Origin of the sequence: Tannerella forsythia, assembly GCF_003860135.1 — a bacterium.
GTDB classification, from domain to species: Bacteria; Bacteroidota; Bacteroidia; order Bacteroidales; family Tannerellaceae; genus Tannerella; species Tannerella forsythia_A.
Window position 1 is genome coordinate 1 of the sequence record NZ_RQYN01000049.1, and the last position, 19,436, is coordinate 19,436.

General features: G+C 50.2%; 17 protein-coding genes and 1 pseudogene. 5 read left to right on the forward strand and 13 right to left on the reverse strand.

The features are described from left to right. Positions 1-567 (reverse strand): annotated as a pseudogene (locus tag EII41_RS11030) (ISAs1 family transposase); the annotation flags it as partial. A gap of 109 nt (positions 568-676) precedes the next feature. On the opposite strand from EII41_RS11030, the gene EII41_RS11035 reads away from it, so the two are divergent. Then, on the forward strand, positions 677-1,954 hold the full coding sequence (locus EII41_RS11035) for a replication-associated recombination protein A (RefSeq protein ID WP_124790621.1): 1,278 nt from the start codon (positions 677-679) through the stop codon (positions 1,952-1,954). 5 nt (positions 1,955-1,959) lie between these two features. On the opposite strand, the gene ispF is transcribed toward EII41_RS11035, so the two are convergent. The 4 genes from ispF to EII41_RS14175 all read right to left on the reverse strand — a co-directional run bounded on the left by ispF (position 1,960) and on the right by EII41_RS14175 (position 4,351). Further along, positions 1,960-2,436: a 2-C-methyl-D-erythritol 2,4-cyclodiphosphate synthase gene (ispF, locus tag EII41_RS11040; protein ID WP_124752456.1), complete on the reverse strand. Its 477-nt coding sequence runs from the start codon at positions 2,434-2,436 to the stop codon at positions 1,960-1,962. A gap of 27 nt (positions 2,437-2,463) precedes the next feature. Then, positions 2,464-3,642: a type IX secretion system outer membrane channel protein PorV gene (gene porV / locus EII41_RS11045; protein ID WP_124790622.1), complete on the reverse strand. Its 1,179-nt coding sequence runs from the start codon at positions 3,640-3,642 to the stop codon at positions 2,464-2,466. 168 nt (positions 3,643-3,810) lie between these two features. Beyond that, positions 3,811-4,188: a RidA family protein gene (locus tag EII41_RS11050; protein ID WP_124752454.1), complete on the reverse strand. Its 378-nt coding sequence runs from the start codon at positions 4,186-4,188 to the stop codon at positions 3,811-3,813. Then, positions 4,136-4,351: a hypothetical protein gene (locus EII41_RS14175; protein WP_185711902.1), complete on the reverse strand. Its 216-nt coding sequence runs from the start codon at positions 4,349-4,351 to the stop codon at positions 4,136-4,138. The genes EII41_RS11050 and EII41_RS14175 overlap by 53 nt, the downstream gene beginning before the upstream one ends. 331 nt (positions 4,352-4,682) lie before the next feature. On the opposite strand from EII41_RS14175, the gene EII41_RS11055 reads away from it, so the two are divergent. Beyond that, positions 4,683-5,705, forward strand: coding sequence for a threonine-phosphate decarboxylase (locus tag EII41_RS11055; RefSeq protein ID WP_124790623.1), 1,023 nt, complete (start codon positions 4,683-4,685; stop codon positions 5,703-5,705). Next, a complete protein-coding gene (gene cbiB, locus EII41_RS11060; protein WP_124790624.1) occupies positions 5,681-6,625 on the forward strand; it encodes an adenosylcobinamide-phosphate synthase CbiB in 945 nt (314 codons plus the stop codon). The genes EII41_RS11055 and cbiB overlap by 25 nt, the downstream gene beginning before the upstream one ends. Here the strand turns inward: cbiB and EII41_RS11065 are convergent. From EII41_RS11065 to EII41_RS11095, 8 genes are all read right to left on the reverse strand, one after another. Then, complete coding sequence (locus EII41_RS11065; protein WP_124752450.1) at positions 6,598-8,091, reverse strand: cobyric acid synthase; 1,494 nt, start codon at positions 8,089-8,091, stop codon at positions 6,598-6,600. The genes cbiB and EII41_RS11065 overlap by 28 nt on opposite strands. 213 nt (positions 8,092-8,304) lie before the next feature. Beyond that, positions 8,305-8,463: a hypothetical protein gene (locus EII41_RS14180; RefSeq protein ID WP_185711553.1), complete on the reverse strand. Its 159-nt coding sequence runs from the start codon at positions 8,461-8,463 to the stop codon at positions 8,305-8,307. Positions 8,464-8,606: 143 nt separating this feature from the next. Further along, positions 8,607-9,299 carry a YjjG family noncanonical pyrimidine nucleotidase gene (locus tag EII41_RS11070; RefSeq protein WP_124790632.1) on the reverse strand — a complete coding sequence of 231 codons (693 nt, stop codon included), beginning with the start codon at positions 9,297-9,299 and terminating at the stop codon, positions 8,607-8,609. A 2-nt stretch (positions 9,300-9,301) separates the two neighbouring features. After that, the gene (locus EII41_RS11075; protein ID WP_124790625.1) at positions 9,302-10,171 is read right to left on the reverse strand and encodes a hypothetical protein; all 870 of its coding nucleotides are present in this window, start codon (positions 10,169-10,171) and stop codon (positions 9,302-9,304) included. 29 nt (positions 10,172-10,200) lie between these two features. Then, complete coding sequence (rsmI, locus tag EII41_RS11080; RefSeq protein ID WP_124790626.1) at positions 10,201-10,890, reverse strand: 16S rRNA (cytidine(1402)-2'-O)-methyltransferase; 690 nt, start codon at positions 10,888-10,890, stop codon at positions 10,201-10,203. 12 nt (positions 10,891-10,902) lie between these two features. Next, entirely contained in the window at positions 10,903-11,541 is a 639-nt protein-coding gene (locus tag EII41_RS11085; RefSeq protein ID WP_124790627.1) for a hypothetical protein, read from the reverse strand. A 756-nt stretch (positions 11,542-12,297) separates the two neighbouring features. Then, positions 12,298-13,932 carry a RagB/SusD family nutrient uptake outer membrane protein gene (locus EII41_RS11090; protein WP_411292603.1) on the reverse strand — a complete coding sequence of 545 codons (1,635 nt, stop codon included), beginning with the start codon at positions 13,930-13,932 and terminating at the stop codon, positions 12,298-12,300. Positions 13,933-13,968: 36 nt separating this feature from the next. Further along, complete coding sequence (locus tag EII41_RS11095; RefSeq protein ID WP_124790629.1) at positions 13,969-17,172, reverse strand: SusC/RagA family TonB-linked outer membrane protein; 3,204 nt, start codon at positions 17,170-17,172, stop codon at positions 13,969-13,971. A gap of 462 nt (positions 17,173-17,634) precedes the next feature. On the opposite strand from EII41_RS11095, the gene EII41_RS11100 reads away from it, so the two are divergent. Together EII41_RS11100 and EII41_RS11105 are read left to right on the forward strand one after the other, a co-directional pair. Beyond that, positions 17,635-18,405, forward strand: coding sequence for a YaaA family protein (locus EII41_RS11100; protein ID WP_124790630.1), 771 nt, complete (start codon positions 17,635-17,637; stop codon positions 18,403-18,405). Between the two features lie 121 nt (positions 18,406-18,526). Then, positions 18,527-18,862, forward strand: a complete 336-nt coding sequence (locus EII41_RS11105; RefSeq protein WP_124790631.1) for a YtxH domain-containing protein — start codon at positions 18,527-18,529, stop codon at positions 18,860-18,862. The last annotated feature ends 574 nt before the right edge of the window (positions 18,863-19,436 follow it).

Sequence of the window (19,436 nt, forward strand, 5' to 3'; positions counted from 1 at the left end):
TGATTTGTTCGGCAATGGCAGTTTGTGTGCCTATGGCATCAATGGAGACAACAGCCCCGTTCAAGTCCAGCAAATCAAGAAGTTGATGTATAGCCGGTATTTCGTTTGTTTTTCGGTCGATGTAGAGTTGGGCAAGACTGCACATATCCTGGGGCGAAAAGGCAGAGACGACATGGGATTGTGTATCGAAAGAGAGTTTCTTCACTCCCCGCATTGTCTTGCCATCAATGCAAATATGTTTACCCAAAGTGGCCGAGATAAAGCCTTCAATCCATCGCTTATAAGCTGCCTCAAAGGCTTCTACATCCAACAGACTGATGCTCCTGTTAAGGGTATCATGAGAGGGCATGGTATGCGTAAGCTGATGGCCGGTAAGCTTTTCGTATAGACTTTTCAATTCTTCTTCGTATTCCTCGGCATAATCTTCAATCTCATACCAGGAGGTATTGCCCCTGAGAGTGTAGAGAGGAAAACGATCAGGAGTAAAAAGTCAAGAGGATAAACTTTTTTACGCTCTATCCGTGGGTCCAGAACCATGCAAAGGCTTTCAAATAAAGAATCATACATAACTAACAGCTTATTTATTTAACGACTACAAAAATATATAGAAAGTCCTTTTAATGCGTCAGCCCTGCTTCCCTCCTCCGTTTCCCATTAATTTTTCTATCTTTGTGCCATGAGCCAGCCTTTAGCAGAACGGTTACGTCCCACGACGCTCGACGAGTACATCGGTCAGAAGCATCTGACGGGCGAACGTGCGGTGTTACGACGGATGATTGAAGCCGGACGCGTACCCTCGTTTATCCTTTGGGGACCGCCGGGCGTCGGCAAGACGACGCTGGCCAAAATCATTGCCAAGCGTCTCGATGCGCCTTTTTACACACTCAGCGCGATCAGTTCGGGAGTGAAAGACGTGCGCGAAGTGATCGAAAAAGCGGGAAGCAATCCGCTGTTTCAGACGACCGTCTCCCCCATCCTGTTTATCGACGAGATACACCGTTTCAGCAAGTCGCAGCAAGACTCGCTTCTGAACGCGGTCGAGACGGGTATCGTTACGCTGATCGGCGCCACGACGGAGAATCCGTCGTTCGAGGTGATCCGCCCGCTCCTTTCGAGATGCCAGGTGTACGTACTCAAGCCATTAGACGAAGATGACCTGCTGACGCTCCTGAATCGCGCCATTACGGACGATATTGTCCTCAAAGAAAAAAACATCGTCCTCCGTGAGACGGCCGCCCTCATCCGTTACTCCGGCGGCGACGCTCGCAAGCTGCTGAATATTCTCGAACTTATCGTATCGGCCGAGGAAGAGGGCCATACGATCGAGATCACGGATCAAAAAGTCGTGGAGCGTCTTCAGGAAAATCCTGCCGCTTACGACAAAGGAGGAGAGATGCATTACGATATTATTTCGGCGTTTATCAAATCGATCCGTGGCAGCGATCCGGATGCCGCCCTCTATTGGCTGGCGCGCATGGTGGCCGGTGGCGAAGATCCCGAATTTATTGCCCGCCGTTTGGTGATTTCCGCAGCCGAAGACATCGGGTTGGCTAATCCCAACGCATTGCTGCTGGCCAATGCCTGCTTCGACGCGCTCAAAAAAATCGGTTGGCCCGAAGGACGCATCATCCTGGCCCAGACCACCGTCTATCTGGCTTGCAGCGCCAAAAGCAATTCGGCTTACTTAGCCATCGATAAGGCGCTGGCGCTCGTCCATGAAACGGGCAACCTGCCGGTTCCGCTCCATTTGCGCAACGCTCCGACGAGCCTGATGAAAGAACTTGATTACGGAAAAAACTATAAGTACGCGCACGACTACGAAGGAAATTTCGTCAAACAGGATTTTCTGCCCGACGAACTGCTTCGCACACGTATCTGGGAAGGGCAACCTAACGCCGCCGAAGACAAACTGATCGAGCGTATGAAACACCTTTGGGGCGAACGGTACTCTTAAAACTCCTACGCTTTCCGGGTGATGAGAGCTACGGCATAAGCCGCAATCCCTTCCCGTCGGCCTACGAAGCCCAACTTCTCCGATGTCGTCGCCTTGATGGAAAGCGCATCGGGCGAGACGCCCATCACCTCAGCCATGGTCTGTTGCATAGCGGGAATATGCGGGTTGAGTTTCGGCTGTTCCGCGGCAATCGTCGCGTCGATATTGCCTAATTCATAACCCGCATCGCGCAGGAGCTCCATCGTGCGACGAAGCAGGATTTTACTGTCGATGTCTTTGTATTCGCCGGCATGGTCGGGGAAGTGATAACCGATGTCGCGCATGTTTGCCGCGCCAAGCAGCGCGTCACAGACGGCGTGAATCAGTACGTCGGCATCGCTGTGCCCCAGCAATCCTACGCTGTGTTCGATACGTATGCCGCCGAGCCACAGCTCGCGCCCTTCGGCCAGCGCATGTACGTCATATCCAAATCCGATACGCATAGCTTTCAGATGATTGCAGGTTGAAGATTATTCAAAAAGGCTTTTCAATCCGTCCATATCGAATGAGAGCGAGAAGCGCAACGTCTGATCGAGCGGATTGTTCTGTACGGTACTGATCAGATAAGCGGCATCGAGTTGAAAGACGTTCATTTTGAAGCCTGCCCCCATCGAAAAATACTGGCGATTCCCCTTCACGGCGTTTTCGTAGTAATAACCGCCACGCACAAAGAACTGGTTGTTATAACTGTATTCGGCGCCAAGCGAGATATTGATCTCTTTCAGTTCCTCATTGAATCCGCCCGGTGCATCGGAAAACGATTTAAACACGCCCGATAACGAGTTCATATCATTGTAATCCTTCAGCCTTTGGCTAAAGGCCTCGTCCGTCTCTCCCTCTTTCTTCTGCGGCACGGTCGGGACGAGATACTTGTTCAGGTCGAGGTAAACGCCGAACTGATTATACTCGTCGATCGGATACAGCAACCCCGTACCGATCTTCAAGTTAGCAGGCAAAAAGTACTGTTTGGCTCCGCCATTGAACGAAACCTTAGAACCGATGTTCGAAATATTGTATCCCAAGCTCCAGAGACTTTCTCCCTCTCCGATGTAAACGTATTTCTCCATATAACCGGACACATCGACAGCCACGGCATTGGCTGCCTGCATGTCCTGCTCGGCGTCGGCTCCCAGATCGGAACGGATATAACGCAGCGCGACAGCCATCGAGTAAGCATCCGAGAGTTTCATCCCGTAACTCAGGTCGAACGTCATTTCGTACGGGTTGATATTCATCAGCTCCTTACCACCGTAATCGGTGAGAGGAATGGCACCCAGCGAAAAGTAACGGAGCGAAGCGCCGATGGCCGAACGATCGTTCTGTCCGGGTTTATAATACCCTGCGGCATGCGCCATATAGACGTCTCTGACCAACTTGCGCAACCACGGCGTATAAGAGATCGCCACTCCCGCCTTGCTCTCCATAAACGCATACTTCGAAGCGTTCCAGAATTGCGAGTTGATATCCGGAAGCGTGGCAGCCCCATTATCGCCCATACTTCCTCCACGAGCGTCGGGGGCAATCGAAAGCGACGGAATAGCCGTATGGATCGGGCTGAATGTCTGATATTTGTCTTTTTCTGCATGTGCCGAGAAGGTCATCATACTTATGAACAGCAGCATCAGGCTGCTTTTGCTAAAAATCTTCATATATACGTTTCAAATCAAATTCGTACCTATATAAACTCCGTTCTTCCTGCTTTATTGTGCAAAGCTCCCAAAAGAGCTCCTCATTTCTCGACCGACAAAAAAGGCTGACCGCCCGAACAGACTTTACGTCGATCAGGGCGCTTCAGCCTTTCTCTTGCTGTTACGTGATTATTTCGCAGCAATCACTTCGACCTCTACCAGTCCGTTCTTCGGCAAGGTCTTGACGGCAACGGCCGAGCGTGCGGGATAATCGCCTTCGAACTGTGCGGCATAGACTTCGTTCACGACGGCAAAGTCGCTCATGTCGGCCAGGAAAACGGTTGTTTTCACGATGTCCGCCATTGTATATCCGGCCTCGGCCAGAATGGCTTTCATGTTCTTGAACAATTGCTGAGCCTGCGCCTTGACGCCTCCTTCCACAAATTCGCCCGTCGACGGGTCTAATCCTAACTGTCCGGAGACAAACAGCAGATTGCCTGCCTGAACGGCCTGACTATACGGCCCGATGGCCGCAGGTGCCTGATTGGTGTTGATTACTTTTTTCATCTTGATCTTTTTGATTAATTTTCGCAAAGGTACGTATTTCGAGACATAACAGCCCCATGCGACCGACAAAACTTCTTATTTTTTTCCCGATAAACAACATGAGAAAGGCGGTGAAGAAAGCGACTTTTCTTTTTTGCAAAGTTCTTCTTGTTTCGATGCGCATACGTTTTCCATCCGATAAGCATCGGTTTCAAAACCGATAGGCATCGAAAAAAATCCGATAGGCATCGGATTCGAAACCTGTGCCTACGGAAGTAGAGTAGTAGAGTAGTAGAGTAGCAAAGGAGTTAGAGTAGTAGAAGTAGTAGAGTAGTAAAGAAGTTAAAGAAGTAGAGGAGTTAGAGAAGCAGAGGGGCTTTGCTACGTTTGCAAACATCATAAAAAAAGCAGTTTAAAAAAGTATGAAGAGGGGTAGACCCGATTTCTATGAGCCGATATGCATCCATCCTGACTTTTTTTATTTATGTTTGTCCTCCGGTTATTATCGGTCAATTATGTTACACGGACACGGAGACGACATGTATAACTGCTCACAGGCAGTCAGAAGTAATTTCAGTTCAAATATTTTCGGAGCAACGGATTTATCGGGACTGCGGGAACATCTTACGGCGCGGATGGACCGGCTGTCGAGTTATCCCGAACCGGAGCCTCTTACGCTCGAGGCCAAGTGGGCTTCCGCGCATGGCTTACATCCCGGCGAAGTGTGTGTGACGAACGGCGCGACCGAAGCGATTTACCTCATCGCGCAGGCTTTTCGGCACGCCCGCAGTTATATCTGGCAACCGACGTTCAGCGAATACGCGGATGCCTGCCGGATGCACGGACACACGGTCAAGGCGATCTTTACCGCCGAAGCTATCGACGATCGGGCAGACCTTGTCTGGTTGTGCAATCCGAACAATCCGACCGGCGAAGCGCGCACGAAACGTATGCTTTCGGGGCTGATCGAGGCGCATCCTTCGGTTTGCTTCGTCATCGACCAGAGCTACGCTCCGTTTACTTGCGAGCCGCTGTTCACCGCTGCCGAAGCCGCCGCCATGCCACACGTGATTTTGCTGCATTCGGCCACGAAACGCTATGCCGTGCCGGGATTACGATTAGGATGCCTGACCGCCTGCCGGGCACTGTCCGACCGGATTCGTGTACAGCGTATGCCGTGGTCGGTCAATGCGCTGGCCATCGAGGCCGGGGAATACTTTCTGGAGCACACTCCACCGCTGCAACCGTCGATCGAAGCGCTGCTGAGCGAGACGAAGCGTCTGACCGACGCGCTGTCCGCACTGAAGATCGCGGACATCTGGCCTACGGACACGCACTTTTTCCTCGCCCGGTTACGGATCGGGAACGCCGCCTCGCTGAAAAAATATCTGCTCGATGCGCACGGCATCTTAATTCGCGACGCCTCGAACTTCGAAGGACTTGACGAGACTTTCATCCGCATCGCGACGCAGAGGCCCGAAGATAACGACCGGCTCATCCACGCACTCGACGAATGGAAACAAGTTGTTTTCTCCTGATCCCTCTCATCGCGGGCTGGCTGCTCGATAAGGCGCTAGGCGATCCGCTGTGGTTACCGCATCCGATCGTAGGCTTCGGGCGACTGATCGCTTGGGGCGAACGATCGCTGAACCGCGGGAGACATCGTGTAACGAAAGGAGCGTTCCTCGCTGTCGGACTGATCCTGTCGGCGTATGGCGCCGCGTGGTCGATCGTGCATGGCGCGCTCTGCCTGAACGCGTGGGCCGGTATCGCCATTGCTTCCATACTCGTCTTCTATTGTTTGGCAGGTACGACCTTGATTCGCGAAGTGCGCGAAGTGTTTCGCGCCTGCGACCGTTCGATCGAAGAAGGACGACGGCAGGTCGCCCGTATCGTCGGACGCGACACTTCCGCTCTCTCGGCTCAGGAGGTACGCGCCGCGGCGCTGGAGACGTTAGCCGAAAACCTGAGCGACGGCGTTATCGCTCCATTATTCTGGTACATGCTGCTCGGCGTACCGGGGATGGTTGCTTATAAAATGGTTAATACGCTCGATTCGATGATCGGCTACCGAAACGAACGGTACGGCTTGTTCGGACGTGTCGCCGCGCGTATCGACGACGCGGCCAACTTCATTCCCGCGCGACTCACGGCGGCGTTGATGATTCTCGTCAGCGGAAAGCTTTCGCTCTTCTCTTTCGTCAAAAGGTATGGCCGGCAACATTTAAGTCCGAACGCAGGCTATCCCGAGGCGGCGTTGGCCGGAATCCTTGACTGCCGTTTCGGCGGCGCGCACGATTATTTCGGGAAACGTGTCGAGAAACCGTATATCGGCGCGAACCCGCGCGAACTGACGACAGACGACATGCGCCGTTCGGTCGCGATCGCAAGACGTGCGGAGATCGTAACCGTCGCGGGGATGGCTGCGGTTTATTCTTCCCTTCTCATGATGGCGTAGATCCGCTCCATATCGACATGACGGCGTACGTGAGCGGCCAGCTTGTCGTACTGCTCGTTCTTGAAAGCCGCGTGATCGAACGTCGTACGGGCTGCGGCTTTATCGACAAACGGTTCGAGCAGAAAATCGATCGCCGCGGCATTGTCCAGAATACCGTGGATATACGTCCCCATACATCGGCGCCCCATAAGGCATCCGTTATCTTCCGTCGCGGAGCGGGTCAGTGGCTCGACCTTCGCTTGAGGCTCAGGCGTCGTTTCTCCCATGTGCACCTCGTACCCGCGGCATTCGCGGTCATCGCCGGTCATGCGGAACACGACTTGCCGGGTCGTTTTCTCTTTCGTCAGCCGGGTCGTTACGGGCAGCAGACCGAGGCCGGGCAGCCGTTCGATATCGCCTTCGACGTGCTCGGGGTCGCACACCTCGCGCCCCATCATCTGATAGCCGCCGCAGATACCCATCACCGTCGTGCCGTCACGATGCGCTCGGACAATGGCCTGCGCTACACCGTTGCGGCGCAGTTCGGAAAGATCGGAAAGCGTGTTCTTTGTGCCGGGCAGCAGGATAATGTCGGCCTTGCGGAGTTCGTCCGTATTATTCGTATAAAATAAATGCACACGCGGATCGCGTTCGAGCGTGTCGAAATCGGTGAAGTTGCTCAGATGCCGCAGCAGCACGACGGCCACGTTGATCTTCCCTTCTTCCGACTCCCGCTTTTTCGTGCGCAGCACGACGCTGTCCTCCTCCTCGATATGGATATCGTTGAAATAAGGCACAATACCGACTACGGGGATGCCGCATAGCTCTTCGATCATCTTCGCGCCATCGGCGAAGAGGCTCATATCGCCCCGAAACTTATTGATCAGGATACCTTTGATACGGCGCCGGTCTTCTTCGCTCTGCAACATGATGGAGCCGTACACGCTCGCAAACACCCCGCCCCGGTCGATATCGGCCACGAGGATAACGGCCGCGTCAGCATACCGTGCCATCGGGAGGTTTACGAGATCGACTTGTCGCAGGTTCAGCTCCGAGATGCTTCCCGCCCCTTCCATCACGATCGGGTTATACTGTGCCGCCAAGCGATCGAAGGCCAGATGCACTTCGCGCTCCAGCTCCGCGCGTCCCTCTTTGCGAAAGTACGATCGCGCGTCCTGATTGCCGGTGGGGCGTCCGTGCAGTACAACCTGCGAGGTACAGTCGCCCGACGGTTTGAGCAGGAGCGGGTTCATATCCGTATGACACGGTATGCCGGCCGCTTCGGCCTGTACGGCCTGCGCGCGTCCAAGCTCCAGCCCGTCGGCCGTAACGAACGAGTTGAGTGCCATATTCTGTGCTTTAAAAGGAGCCGGACGATATCCGTCCTGCAGGAATATCCGGCAGAAAGCGGCCGCGATAACACTTTTGCCGACATCGCTTCCGGTGCCGGCGAACATCATGGGACGAAGAGGAGAGGTTGGTTTCATATTCTTATTTTAGGAAGCAAATGTACATGATAATATCGATTCCCGCATACAGGAGAGACGAAAGGAAGAAAATAAAAAAAGGATTCGTAATCCGGCATGTTCCGAATTCAAACCCTTCGTCGCTGAGTGGCAGCGGAGAAATTCCGCTGCGGTGATAACCTAAATGTATAACTGTTTGTCCTCTGTGTACTATGGGACGAGGACGTTCCCCCATTAATTCCCTTCTACCAGCATCAGTTTTTCCTGCAATTTGCGGATCTGGGAGTTCAAATGCTGACACATAAATCCATTGCCAGCCAAGCGATACTTATCGGCCTGATATTGTAACATGGCCAATTCACGCAAGTTTTGTTTATTTGCAATCATTCTCATAATTTCTTTTTCTATTAAAATCACGGTGCAAAGATACACACTTTTCCGGAAAATATGTTGTACAACATAACAAATCGACCCGCGTTTAGCATTATTTAAAGGATAAGCGGCCAGATAAAGCCTTTTTAGCAAACGCGAACCACTTATAAAAGCTCTTGTATTTCGGCTAACGAACGTACATTGAACGTAGGTACGAAGCCATGGGCAGGCAAACGTTCGGGGTTGAGCCAGAGCTGATCGATTTTCGAGTGGTATCCTCCTTCGATATCGGCCTCCCAACTGTCGCCGATCATCAGTGACTCATGACGCCGCGAATTCGTGCAACGGAGGGCATAATCGAAAATCTCGCGGTGTGGTTTCTGGATCCCCACATCTTCCGAGAGGATCAGTCGTTCGAAGTATGGCGCGAGTCCCGAGTTCTCCAACTTGAGCCGTTGCACTTCCCTGAATCCGTTGGACAAGATAAACATACGGTAGAAAGGGCGCAAATATTCGAGCAGCTCGATGGCGCCGGGAACGAGTCGCGTTTTCCGCGTGGTACGTTCCAGAAAGTCACGGTTCAGTTTGAGGGTGAAGTCCACATCGTCTATCCCCATCGGCCGAAGCATGTACAGCAACCGTTCGAGGATCAGCGTCCGACGGTCTATTTCATGATTCCGGTATTGCTCCCAGAGCTTGAGGTTATGAGGCATATAGCGATCAAAGAACATCTCGAAGGAATCATAATGCCGATCGAACCGATAGTCGACATAGATTTCTTCGAGACATTCTTTGTTGTTGTGGTACGTATCCCACAAGGTGTCGTCCAAGTCGAAAAACAAGGACTTGTAACCGATCCTCATCCTACTTCCACCACCAGATGCTTGCTCAGGCTCCAGAAGACTTGCGGATCGAGGATGTTCAGCACGAGGTTACCATCGCCGTCTTTCTCAAACTTGTAAGAACGGTCGGGGTGATTGGAACGCACGGTCGCTTTGCGGGCATACAATTGTATGGAGGTAACTTCGCGCGTATCGATCGAGATGAAGTAATCTTCATTGAAGTTCCCCTGCAACGCTTTGGTTTTGGAGAAAAGGCCGCCGCCCGTCAGGATGTGCTGTTCTTTCAGTTCTTTCTTCGTACCGAAGCAGTAGTAAGCTTTGTGCAATTTTTTGTCCTGCTCGGTAATCTTTTGCGACTGGGCTGCCGTTGTTACAGACAGGTTCTCCACGTTTTCGTTCAGATTCGTCACGAGTTCGTCCAGCTCCTGAATACGGATATCCTTCTTCGCCAAGTCTTCCTGCAGGGCCGCGATCATCGTGGCTTTCTGGTTCAGTTCGGACGAGAGCCGGTCGATCGTTTTCTGCAAGGCCGAAGACTGGATGTTGCTTTTCTTCAGCTTCTCCTGCAATTCGTTCAATTGCGCTTTGTTGTTCTTCAGCGTCTCGGCAATCAAGCGCATATTGTTCTTGATCTGCTCCTTTTTGTTCGGATTCATTTCTCCGTTCGACTGCTCGATGGCCAAATAGTTTTCGGCATCCCGAATAGCCTGAATATCGGTCTGGATGTCGTTCAGGGTCGAGAGCATTTCGTTCAGTTCGGTCGTGCTCTGCGCCTTTTCGGCTTTGAGCATCTCGTTTTCACTTTTCAGCTTCTTGTACTCGGCCGAATTCTCCACACACGAAGTCCATATCATTGCACTAATGATAAATAATATAACTTTTTTCATATTGGATTGAATAATTATATATGTTACGTTCATTTCTCTTTTTCCGGCACTCCGGCGCCGGACACTATTATAACAAATTCCCCTTTCGGTTCGTTCACGGAAAAGTGCAAAATCAGTTCTTCGAGCGTTCCCCGGCATGTCTCTTCGAAACGTTTCGACAGTTCGCGCGAGACGGACGCCTGCCGTTCCTTCCCGAAGAATTCGGCCAGTTGCGTCAATGTTTTGACGATCCGGTAAGGCGATTCATAGAGGATGATGCTGCGCTCTTCGGCCGCCAGCGCGCGCAGACGCGTCTGTCGTCCTTTCTTCGGAGGCAGAAACCCTTCGAAGCAAAAGCGGTCGGTCGGCAGCCCCGAGACCACGAGCGCCGGCACGAAAGCCGTAGCTCCCGGCAGACATTCCACCTCCGCCCCCTGACGGACGCATTCGCGCACGAGCATAAACCCCGGATCGGAGATACCCGGCGTGCCTGCGTCGGAGATCAGGGCGATGTTTTCGCCCGCCGTCACCCGTTCGGCGATCTCTTTCACCGTCCGGTGTTCGTTGAACTTGTGATGCGACTGCACGCGATTCCGTATCTCGTAATGTTTGAGCAAGACGCTGCTCGTTCGCGTATCTTCGGCCAGAATCAGGTCGGCTTCTTTGAGGATCCGCACCGCGCGAAACGTCATATCTTCGAGGTTTCCGACCGGAGTAGGTACAATATATAGTTTGGCCATGACGCGACGCTTTTACAGAAACCGACGTTCTACAAGTTTAAGAAAGTCGAGCACCGAATTGTTTTCGAAATCCCAGTCGGTCACGCTTTTCAGATGAGCCAACGATGTTTCGTACGAATACGTTTCGTTCAACTCGCCGACCACACGATTCATCCGTTCTTCGTCGCCGCCGAACAGTTCGCGGCAGAAGCGAAAGCGGTCGTTCAGCGTAAAAGCCTTGCGCAGATCGGTCAGCTTCGTTTTTTCCATCTTGTCGTTCAGCGACGGTTCCGCCTTTTCGCGGAAAGACGGAGACACGGCCGGCGGGGCTGTGTTACGGCTTACCGGAGCGGGCGGGGCTGAGGGAGTAGGCGGTACTTCTTCGGCGGCAGGTATCGGAGGATCCGCCGCCTCCGCGGTGTCGGCAGTCGCTCGTCTTACCGGTCGGTCGACCGATGAGATCTGCGCCTGATGTTCGCGTATCTTCTGATCGAACAGCTCGATCTGGCCGACCTCGATCGCATGAAGATGATCCTGTATTTTATGTGTCAAGTCAAAAGCCTCGCTAAAGAAGGAGACCGGATAGATTTCCGTCTCGTGCATCTGTTCGGTCAGTTCGACCAGTTTCCGGATATAGCCTGTCAGTTGCGTTAATTGTTCTTTATCAGTCATAATTCCATCCTCTTTGGGAAAGAAAGTGCAAAAGTAAATATTATCCTTATCATATCATCACCAAAACAAAATTAATCCACGTTTTGTTCGCCCGCCATCGAAGAGCGAACAAAAGGTTCGCTCCTACATCAACAATTAAACAACTCAACACCCGCAGGACTGAACACCGAACACTGACTGAGTTGACCATTAAATTAATTCAGGCTTTCAGCCCTCTGAACAGAGTATGAGCATCAATACCCCACCCTTGCGGGATGGGGCTGAAATAAAGCGGGCTTTCAGCCCTTATATTCCGCAGGGCATGTCATTTGGCATTCCGAACGCAAGGAGGAATCCCGCCCCGGAAAAGAAAAGATTCATCGCTTGACGCTCTGAATGACAAATGTCCGAACGCGATTTTTACAAATGGCGCAAATGGACGCAGGATGTATATTGTATATTGGATTGGGCATATCGCCCCATATTTACCCCGTAGAGACGCAATTAATTGCGTCTCTACAACGTGTACCACGCATCACAATTGACAATTAATTTAGTACAACTTGTGGTTAAATGCTGACTGCTGAATGACAATTAACCATTGACAATTAATATGCGCGTTCGCTCCTACATCAACAATTAAACAACTAAACGCCCGCAGGGCTATAAACAATTCAACAACTCAGCGAATCAACCCCCGCAGGGCTGACCGCTGATTGCTGACCATTAAATGAGTTCTTTCCGTTTTTTATAGAATGTCTATTCTTTCTTTTTCGTTTACTTATACCCTTCGTTCTGTTTTAACTTTCCGTTCGATTTGGTGACTTGCTCCGAAGGATAAGGAAATACGATCATGTGTTCCTTATAGGTGCCTTTATTGGCATAGTCGGAGTAATATGTCACTTCGAACGTCGATTCCGGATTGGCCCGGTCAGCGTATTTCCGGATACGCGGACGGGAGTTCAGCTCTTTTACGGCCAACTCTTTGATGACGGCGTCAGGCGAGCGTTGCCACCGTTTCAGGTCGTAGAGATGATCCGTAAATTCGAAAGCCAGCTCGCAGCGTCGCTCGTGATACAGCTCGGCCATGGTCGGCATAGCAGACAGGGGCGTCAGTTTGGAACGCGTACGGATACGGTTGAGGTCTGCTTTGGCTTTTTCCGCCTGATTCGTCATCAGATATGCTTCGGCACGGAACAGCAGCATCTCGGCAAAACGTATGATCGGGAAGTTCACGCGCGCCGTAGGCCAGTCGCCATTTGAACACACGTAGCCGTTCTCGACGGGATTGGCGTGTTTGAACGGATCCATGTACTTGTTGATCATGAATCCCGACTCGATATCGGAAGTGGAGAAGAACCGGCGTTTTTCGCCCCAGAACTCGAATTCCTGATTATATTCGAGGATGGAACGTACGAGACGGTCGTTTCCGGGGCCGTCTTTGCGCATCAGTTCGTAGATGTCGTACGAAGGCTTGTTCTGTCCCCAGCCATTGTATTTCCCCCATCCTTTGTTTTCGAGCACGACACCGGGAAACTCGCTCCCGCCTCCTTTGGCCCCGCCGGTCGAAGGAATCGACCAGAGGTACTCGGCATTCCAGAAGTCGGCGAAATCGGACGAGAAAACTTCGGCGAACGTCTTGGCCAGATTGCGTCCGTATTCGCTTTCGAGCAGATTGACCATGTTGATCACGTTATTCCACTGTGTCTGATCCCACGTAGCCCAATAGGCATATACTTTGGCTTTGTAAGCGACGGCTGCGGCCTGATGCGCACGTCCTTTGTCTTCTTCGCCGTAGGCTTCGAATTTGGGCAGGTGCTTGATGGCCTGGTCCATATCGTCGATGATATACTTATAATTATCAATCACCGATGGTTGTTGGGGAGGAATGGATTGATCATATCCTTCCGGAAAATCTTCGTAACGCACGAACGGAACTCCTTGTTTATCGGTTCCGTAACGATAAGCCATATAGAAATGTCCCATACCGCGCATAAAATAGGCTTCTCCCAGACTGCGCGTCTCGATTGCTGTTAGGGAGACTTTCTTTTGTTTGTTCAGCAGTCCTTGAATCACCCAGTTGGAGCGAGAGATGATCGTATAAAACGCTTCAAAATTCCAGCGTAACGGCCCTTCGTTTCCCGTATAGGCAAACGTGGCCAGCGTGTTGTAGCTCCGTGTACGCCCCCAGACGATATCGCAGGCGCCTCCCTGTTCCCAGAACAAATCGCGTCCGAAGGTTTCTTCATCATGGATTGGTCTGTAGAGAGCCGTAATGGCGTCGATGGCTTGCTGGTCGTTCGTAAAATAGAGTTCGTCGGTTATGCTGCCTTCGGGCTGAACGTCTAAAAAGTCACTGCACGCAAAAAGCGCAAGGAAAGGCAGAAGCAATGCAAATCTATATTTTTTCAGTTTCATGTTCTTCTTCTTTTTTATGAATACAAAATATTAATACGTAAGTTGTATGCCTAAGGAAAGCATACGCGAGAGCGGATACTTCAGCGCGTCGTATCCTCCGGTTTCCGGATCCATGCCCGAATACTTGGTAAAAGTGTATAAGTTTTCGCCGCTGAGATATACCGAGAGCCGGCTGTTCTGTCTGTCGGAACCGGCTATTTTGCGGAAGGTATCCGTCAGGTCGAACGAGACTGTCAAGTTTTTGACTCGTAGGTAAGAGGCGTCTTCAAGATACCAGTCCGAGGGGGTCGTGAAATTTCCGTTCGGATCGGATTTCGACAGGCGAGGAGTCGTTGACGAGGTGTTGTTCGGACTCCACGCGTCGAGGATGGTGTTTTGGCGGTTGAAGTTGCCTTCCACATCGCCCAACAGCATGTATTTGGCCATGTACAGCGACTGCGCTCCTCCGACGCCTTGCAACATCGCGCTTACCGAAAGTTTCTTATACGAGAAGCCCATCGAAAGGGCGAACGTCGTTTTCGGCATGGCGTTGCCGCAATATTGGCGGTCTTTGTCGTTAATCACGCCGTCGCCGTTAGCATCGACGAATTTCAAGTCGCCGGCCACGGCATTCGGCTGGATCCGCTTTCCGTTCTTATCGACATACGCCGCGGCTTCGGCATCGCTCTGAAAAATACCGTCTGTCTTGATCACATAATACGATTCCAGCGGCTCTCCTTCGGCTGTTTGATACATATAGGGTACATTTCTGAAACGGCCCCCTCCGGTCCATACGCCGGGCGTGCCGTCCGCGTTTTTCACACCGATGTCCGAAACCCAGTTCTTCAAATAAGCGAAGTTTCCTGAAATAAAATAGGAAAAATCTTTGCCGATGCGGTCATTCCAGGAAGCTTGTATCTCAAAACCACGGTTCCGTACTTCTCCCTGGTTTACGAGCATGGGATTCAACCCGATTGTCTGCGGCCAGTTCATTGTCTGCTTCTGAATCAGGTTATAGGTCCGTTTGCTGAAGTAATCAAGTCCCATTGATAAACGTTCGCCGAACAGATCGATATCCATACCGAAGTCCGTCTGTTCGGAAGTCTCCCACGTAAGGTTACGATTCAGTGCGTCACTTTTATAAATAGCTGTTCCCCATGCTCCTCCGGCAGTAGTTCCGTACTGTCCGCCTTCGTTCGATGGGTTTTCTTTCTTCGATAAGATAGCCGCTTTATAATTGTAACCGATGGAGCCCAAATTTCCTACGCGTCCCCATGAAGCGCGGAATTTAAGCAGATTGATCCAATCATTTTGGGGGAAGAACTTTTCGTTCGAGATTTTCCAAGCAGCCGTGAAAGCGGGGAAATCGCCGTAATTTTTTTCTTTTGGCAGACGTCCTGCATAGTCTCTTCGCCAAGAGCCCGTTATAAAATAGCGGTCGTTGAATGAATAGGCCAAACGCGAAATCAGCGATACGTTGGCATCGGGACCTTCCAGCAGATCACTTGCGGTGGTGGTTTCGCCATAAGCCAAATACTGCAAAGGTTTCGATTCGTTGGCAAATGTTTTTCCTTCCACTTCGAGTCTTCTTCTTTCGTAATGATCGGCGGTAGTCGAAAGCAAACCACTTACGGTATGTTCGCCAAACGTATTGTCATACGTCAACGTATTTTCCGTTTTCCACGCATCGGTGCGGTAGGTGCTTTCCGAAAGCGTATTCGTATTGCTTGGTTTGCCGACTTCATTTCGGCGAGGCGTAAAATTCTTGTACAAGTTGTTTTCCACATTATACGTAAAACGGCTGGTGAATTTTAATCCTTCGATGATGTTGCCGATATTGAGTGCCGTCGTTGTCCAGACATCGCTTGTTTTGTTGTAGTTGGTCTCGGCGATCAGCGAGCGTACGGGATTGATAACGTCGCCGTGAATGTCCGGATAACTCGAACCGTATTGGGCAATGTATTCGGGGTCTTCCGTCGTGGTCCCTCCGAATGCCCCCGTGATCGGATTATAGACGGTGGCGCTTCGAGGCATGTAAATGGCCGAAAGGATGACTCCGGAATAGGCACTTGAAGTGTTGGTTCCCCTGCTGGTAATATTTTTCCATACGAAGTCTTCGCTGATCGAGACCCATTTATTCAACTTATACGTTCCGTTGTAACGGAAACCAAGAGAGTTGTTGTATGTTCTCAGTAACAGGCCGTTGTTGGTGTTGGAGAAAAAAGAAATTCGATTTTTAAAATCTTCCGTGCCTACATTTAACGAAACATTATGTCGTTGGTATGAGGCTGTGCGGAAAATCTCGTCCATCCAGTCGGTGCGCGTTGTTCCCACCCATGGGTTTTTAGCCGTATCCCATCCGGTCGGAACCGATAGTCCCGCATGAGTGTAGGAGGCCTGTCGCATGCGAATCTGTTCTTCGGCTGTAAGTGACTGTGGCAGGTTTGTAGCTTGCCGTATCCCCATGATGCCATCGTACGAAATGCTCGGTTTACCTTTTTGGGCTTGTTTCGTTGTAACCAAAATGACTCCGCCGGCTCCCGATTGAGCTCCGTAAATAGCAGCCGAAGCGGCATCCTTCAGTACTACAATCGATTCGATGTCGCTCATCGAAGTAATTGGGGCGCCCGGCACTCCGTCGACTACCCAAAGTACATTATCTCCGTTTTGCGAACCTTGCCCGCGGATCACGATACGAGGAGTCGAAGTCGGATCTCCTCCATTGGCTGTGATCGTGACACCGGGAAGTTGTCCCTGTAACATGCTTTCGGTCGAAGTAACCGGACGGGTGACTAATTTCTCCGTATTGCTGATAATCCCGACCGAGGCCGAGAGGTCTTGCTTTCGTGCGTTTGTTCCGTAACCCAGTACGACAACTTCTTTCAACATTTTCGTGTCTTCCACCAACACAATGTCGAGTTGAGTCCGGTCTCCGACAGGTACAGCCTGCGATAAAAACCCGATATACGAAATCTCCAGTACGGCATTCGGCGGTACTTCGATCGAGAAGTTTCCGTCATAATCGGAAGTCGTTCCCGTGTTGGTCCCCTTGAGAAGGATGTTCACTCCGACCATACCTTCTCCAAGCTCGTCTTTGATGGTTCCGGTGATCTTTCGGACGTTCTGCTGCTGAGCTACGTTTGTAAACTCCAGATCTCTTTCATTCGTCGTTACTTCTGCCGACAAGTTGCCGCCCCAAAATAACATGGAAGAAAATAAAAGGATCTTGATTCTTGCTCCATTTGTTTTTCTCATACGTTTACTGTTAAAAAATGATCGTTTGTTGAATTGTTTATACTGTTCATGAGTTGTAAATTCATTACCCGAGAAAATAAAAAACTTTCGTTTCGACACTTTCCGGAAAAGTGTTTCTTACCTTCTGCCTACCCGTTATGCGACTACAGGTCGGCGTACATATTGCGTCGGAGTTGTTCTTCATTGTATACATGGTATTCCTGATATCCAAGTTTTATCGATCGGCTTTGCCCGTATCGTTCCAGTTCGAACCGTTGCTTCCGGTAAGGGCAGTCCATCCGATTCCGCAACAAACATACGTATCGTTTTTTAATTATAAAAATAGATAAGATAAAAAAATGTTTTATGGCTTGTCTGCAAAGCGTTCGCTTTCTGAAATCGCTCATCAAAAAGTTGCTTTTTGCAGTCGTTCTCTTTATCTTTGCCTCAAAAAGAATAGCAACCTTTCTAAAATGATCATCTATGCAAATTGTTTTATCTCCCGCCAAATTAATGGATTTTGACGGTTCCGGCGATTCGCTCAAGGCTACCGACCCGCTTTTTGTCGATAAGACGGCCGATCTGGTCGCGGTCTGTCGTGAAATGTCGATCGACGAGATCGCCGCTTCGATGAATATCAATCCGCAGATGGCGCACGATGTGTTCGGCTATTTTCAGACGTTCGACCTGCCTGCTGCGCCGCGCCGCGCCGCTGCTCTGGCCTACAACGGAATTGCCTACAAGGGACTAAATGCGCATGACTTCTCGGCGGACGATTTTGCTTTTGCCCAGCAACATCTGAACATCCTCTCGGGGCTGTACGGGATCATCCGGCCGATGGACGCGATACGTCCTTACCGACTCGAATTTCAACGAAAAATCGTTCCCGAAGGATATAAAAATCTGTACGATTTTTGGGGCGATACGCTTAACGGATACCTCGCGTCGAAATTGGAACACGACGAACGTATCGTCATCAATGTGGCTTCGCAGGAATATGGTAAGGTGGTGCGCAAGAACAAGCTCCCGCAGGGTACAAGAATTATCGATATCCGTTTTTTGCAACACGAGACGAACGGCTTCCGGCAGGTTGTCGTGCATGCCAAAAAGGCGCGCGGACTGATGGCGCGGTTCATCATCAAGAACAGACTCACGAAGCATCAAGACGTGCAGGCGTTCGACAGCGAAGGCTATTTCTTTTATCCCGACCTCTCGAAAGAGGATGAGTGGGTGTTTGTCCGATCAAACGCGTGAAAGGAATCGGGATAATACAATTAAAAAGAATTAAATATGCCTAAACAGTGGCCCGGGTTCGTAGAAACAAAAAATAAAATGATATATTTGTAGGAGTATTAATTTCAAAATTTTAAAAGCTATGTGTAATAATGCAGGAAAAACAGTCGTATCATTTTTAGTAGGCGCTATGCTGGGAGCAGGAATGGGTATTCTTTTTGCTCCGGATGAAGGAACGAAAACACGTAAGAAAATAAAGAAATCGTTTGACGATACCTCCGATAATATTAAACACAGTGTGGAGGATCTCAGCAAAAGCCTTAAAGCAAAGGTGAAAGAACTGAAAGGTTCATTAGAAGAAAATATTGAAACGTTGTTCTCTCACTCCAGCTACAAAGCCGATGAGGCAATTGAAGTGTTGGAGAAAAAGCTCGAACAGCTGAAAAAAGAAGCGGCCAAACTTCAGAGCCAGAAGTAAGAAGTTGGTTACAGTACCCTCATTGGGGTATATACAAATGCTATAAAAGAAAGTTGAATGTGATGTGAAGGGATATCATTTCTGATATCCTTTCTACTTTTTTTATATGTGTGTATTTTTTTGTTTGAATGTCAATGTCTTATAGCTTGAATATGTGATACTCATAGATAGTTGGAGTAATAGAAATACACGAAGTATTTATAAAAATACGATTTTGCAACTTCTCTTTAGTATGGGTATATCTATAAAATAATCATCAAGCTACCTAACGGTACACACTCTAATTGCTACTAAAGTATTTTGGACAATAAGGATAACCCTGAAAAAAGAATACAAGGGCTCTTCTCAATCTCAGAATGATTTCGACCTGTGACTTTCTTATGCGTTCATAACTTTCTGTTTACCCCAAATTACGCGATACACAGTTCGGCGTTTACCATTAATAATGGACGAACGAATGTACTACAATGGTTACGTCAGGCTTACAGCCCTCCGACGAAATACGATGCCTTTTTCCCCAACGCTTCGCATTGGGCTGAATGATCTCGCCCTTTCAGGGCTTTTACAGCAATCA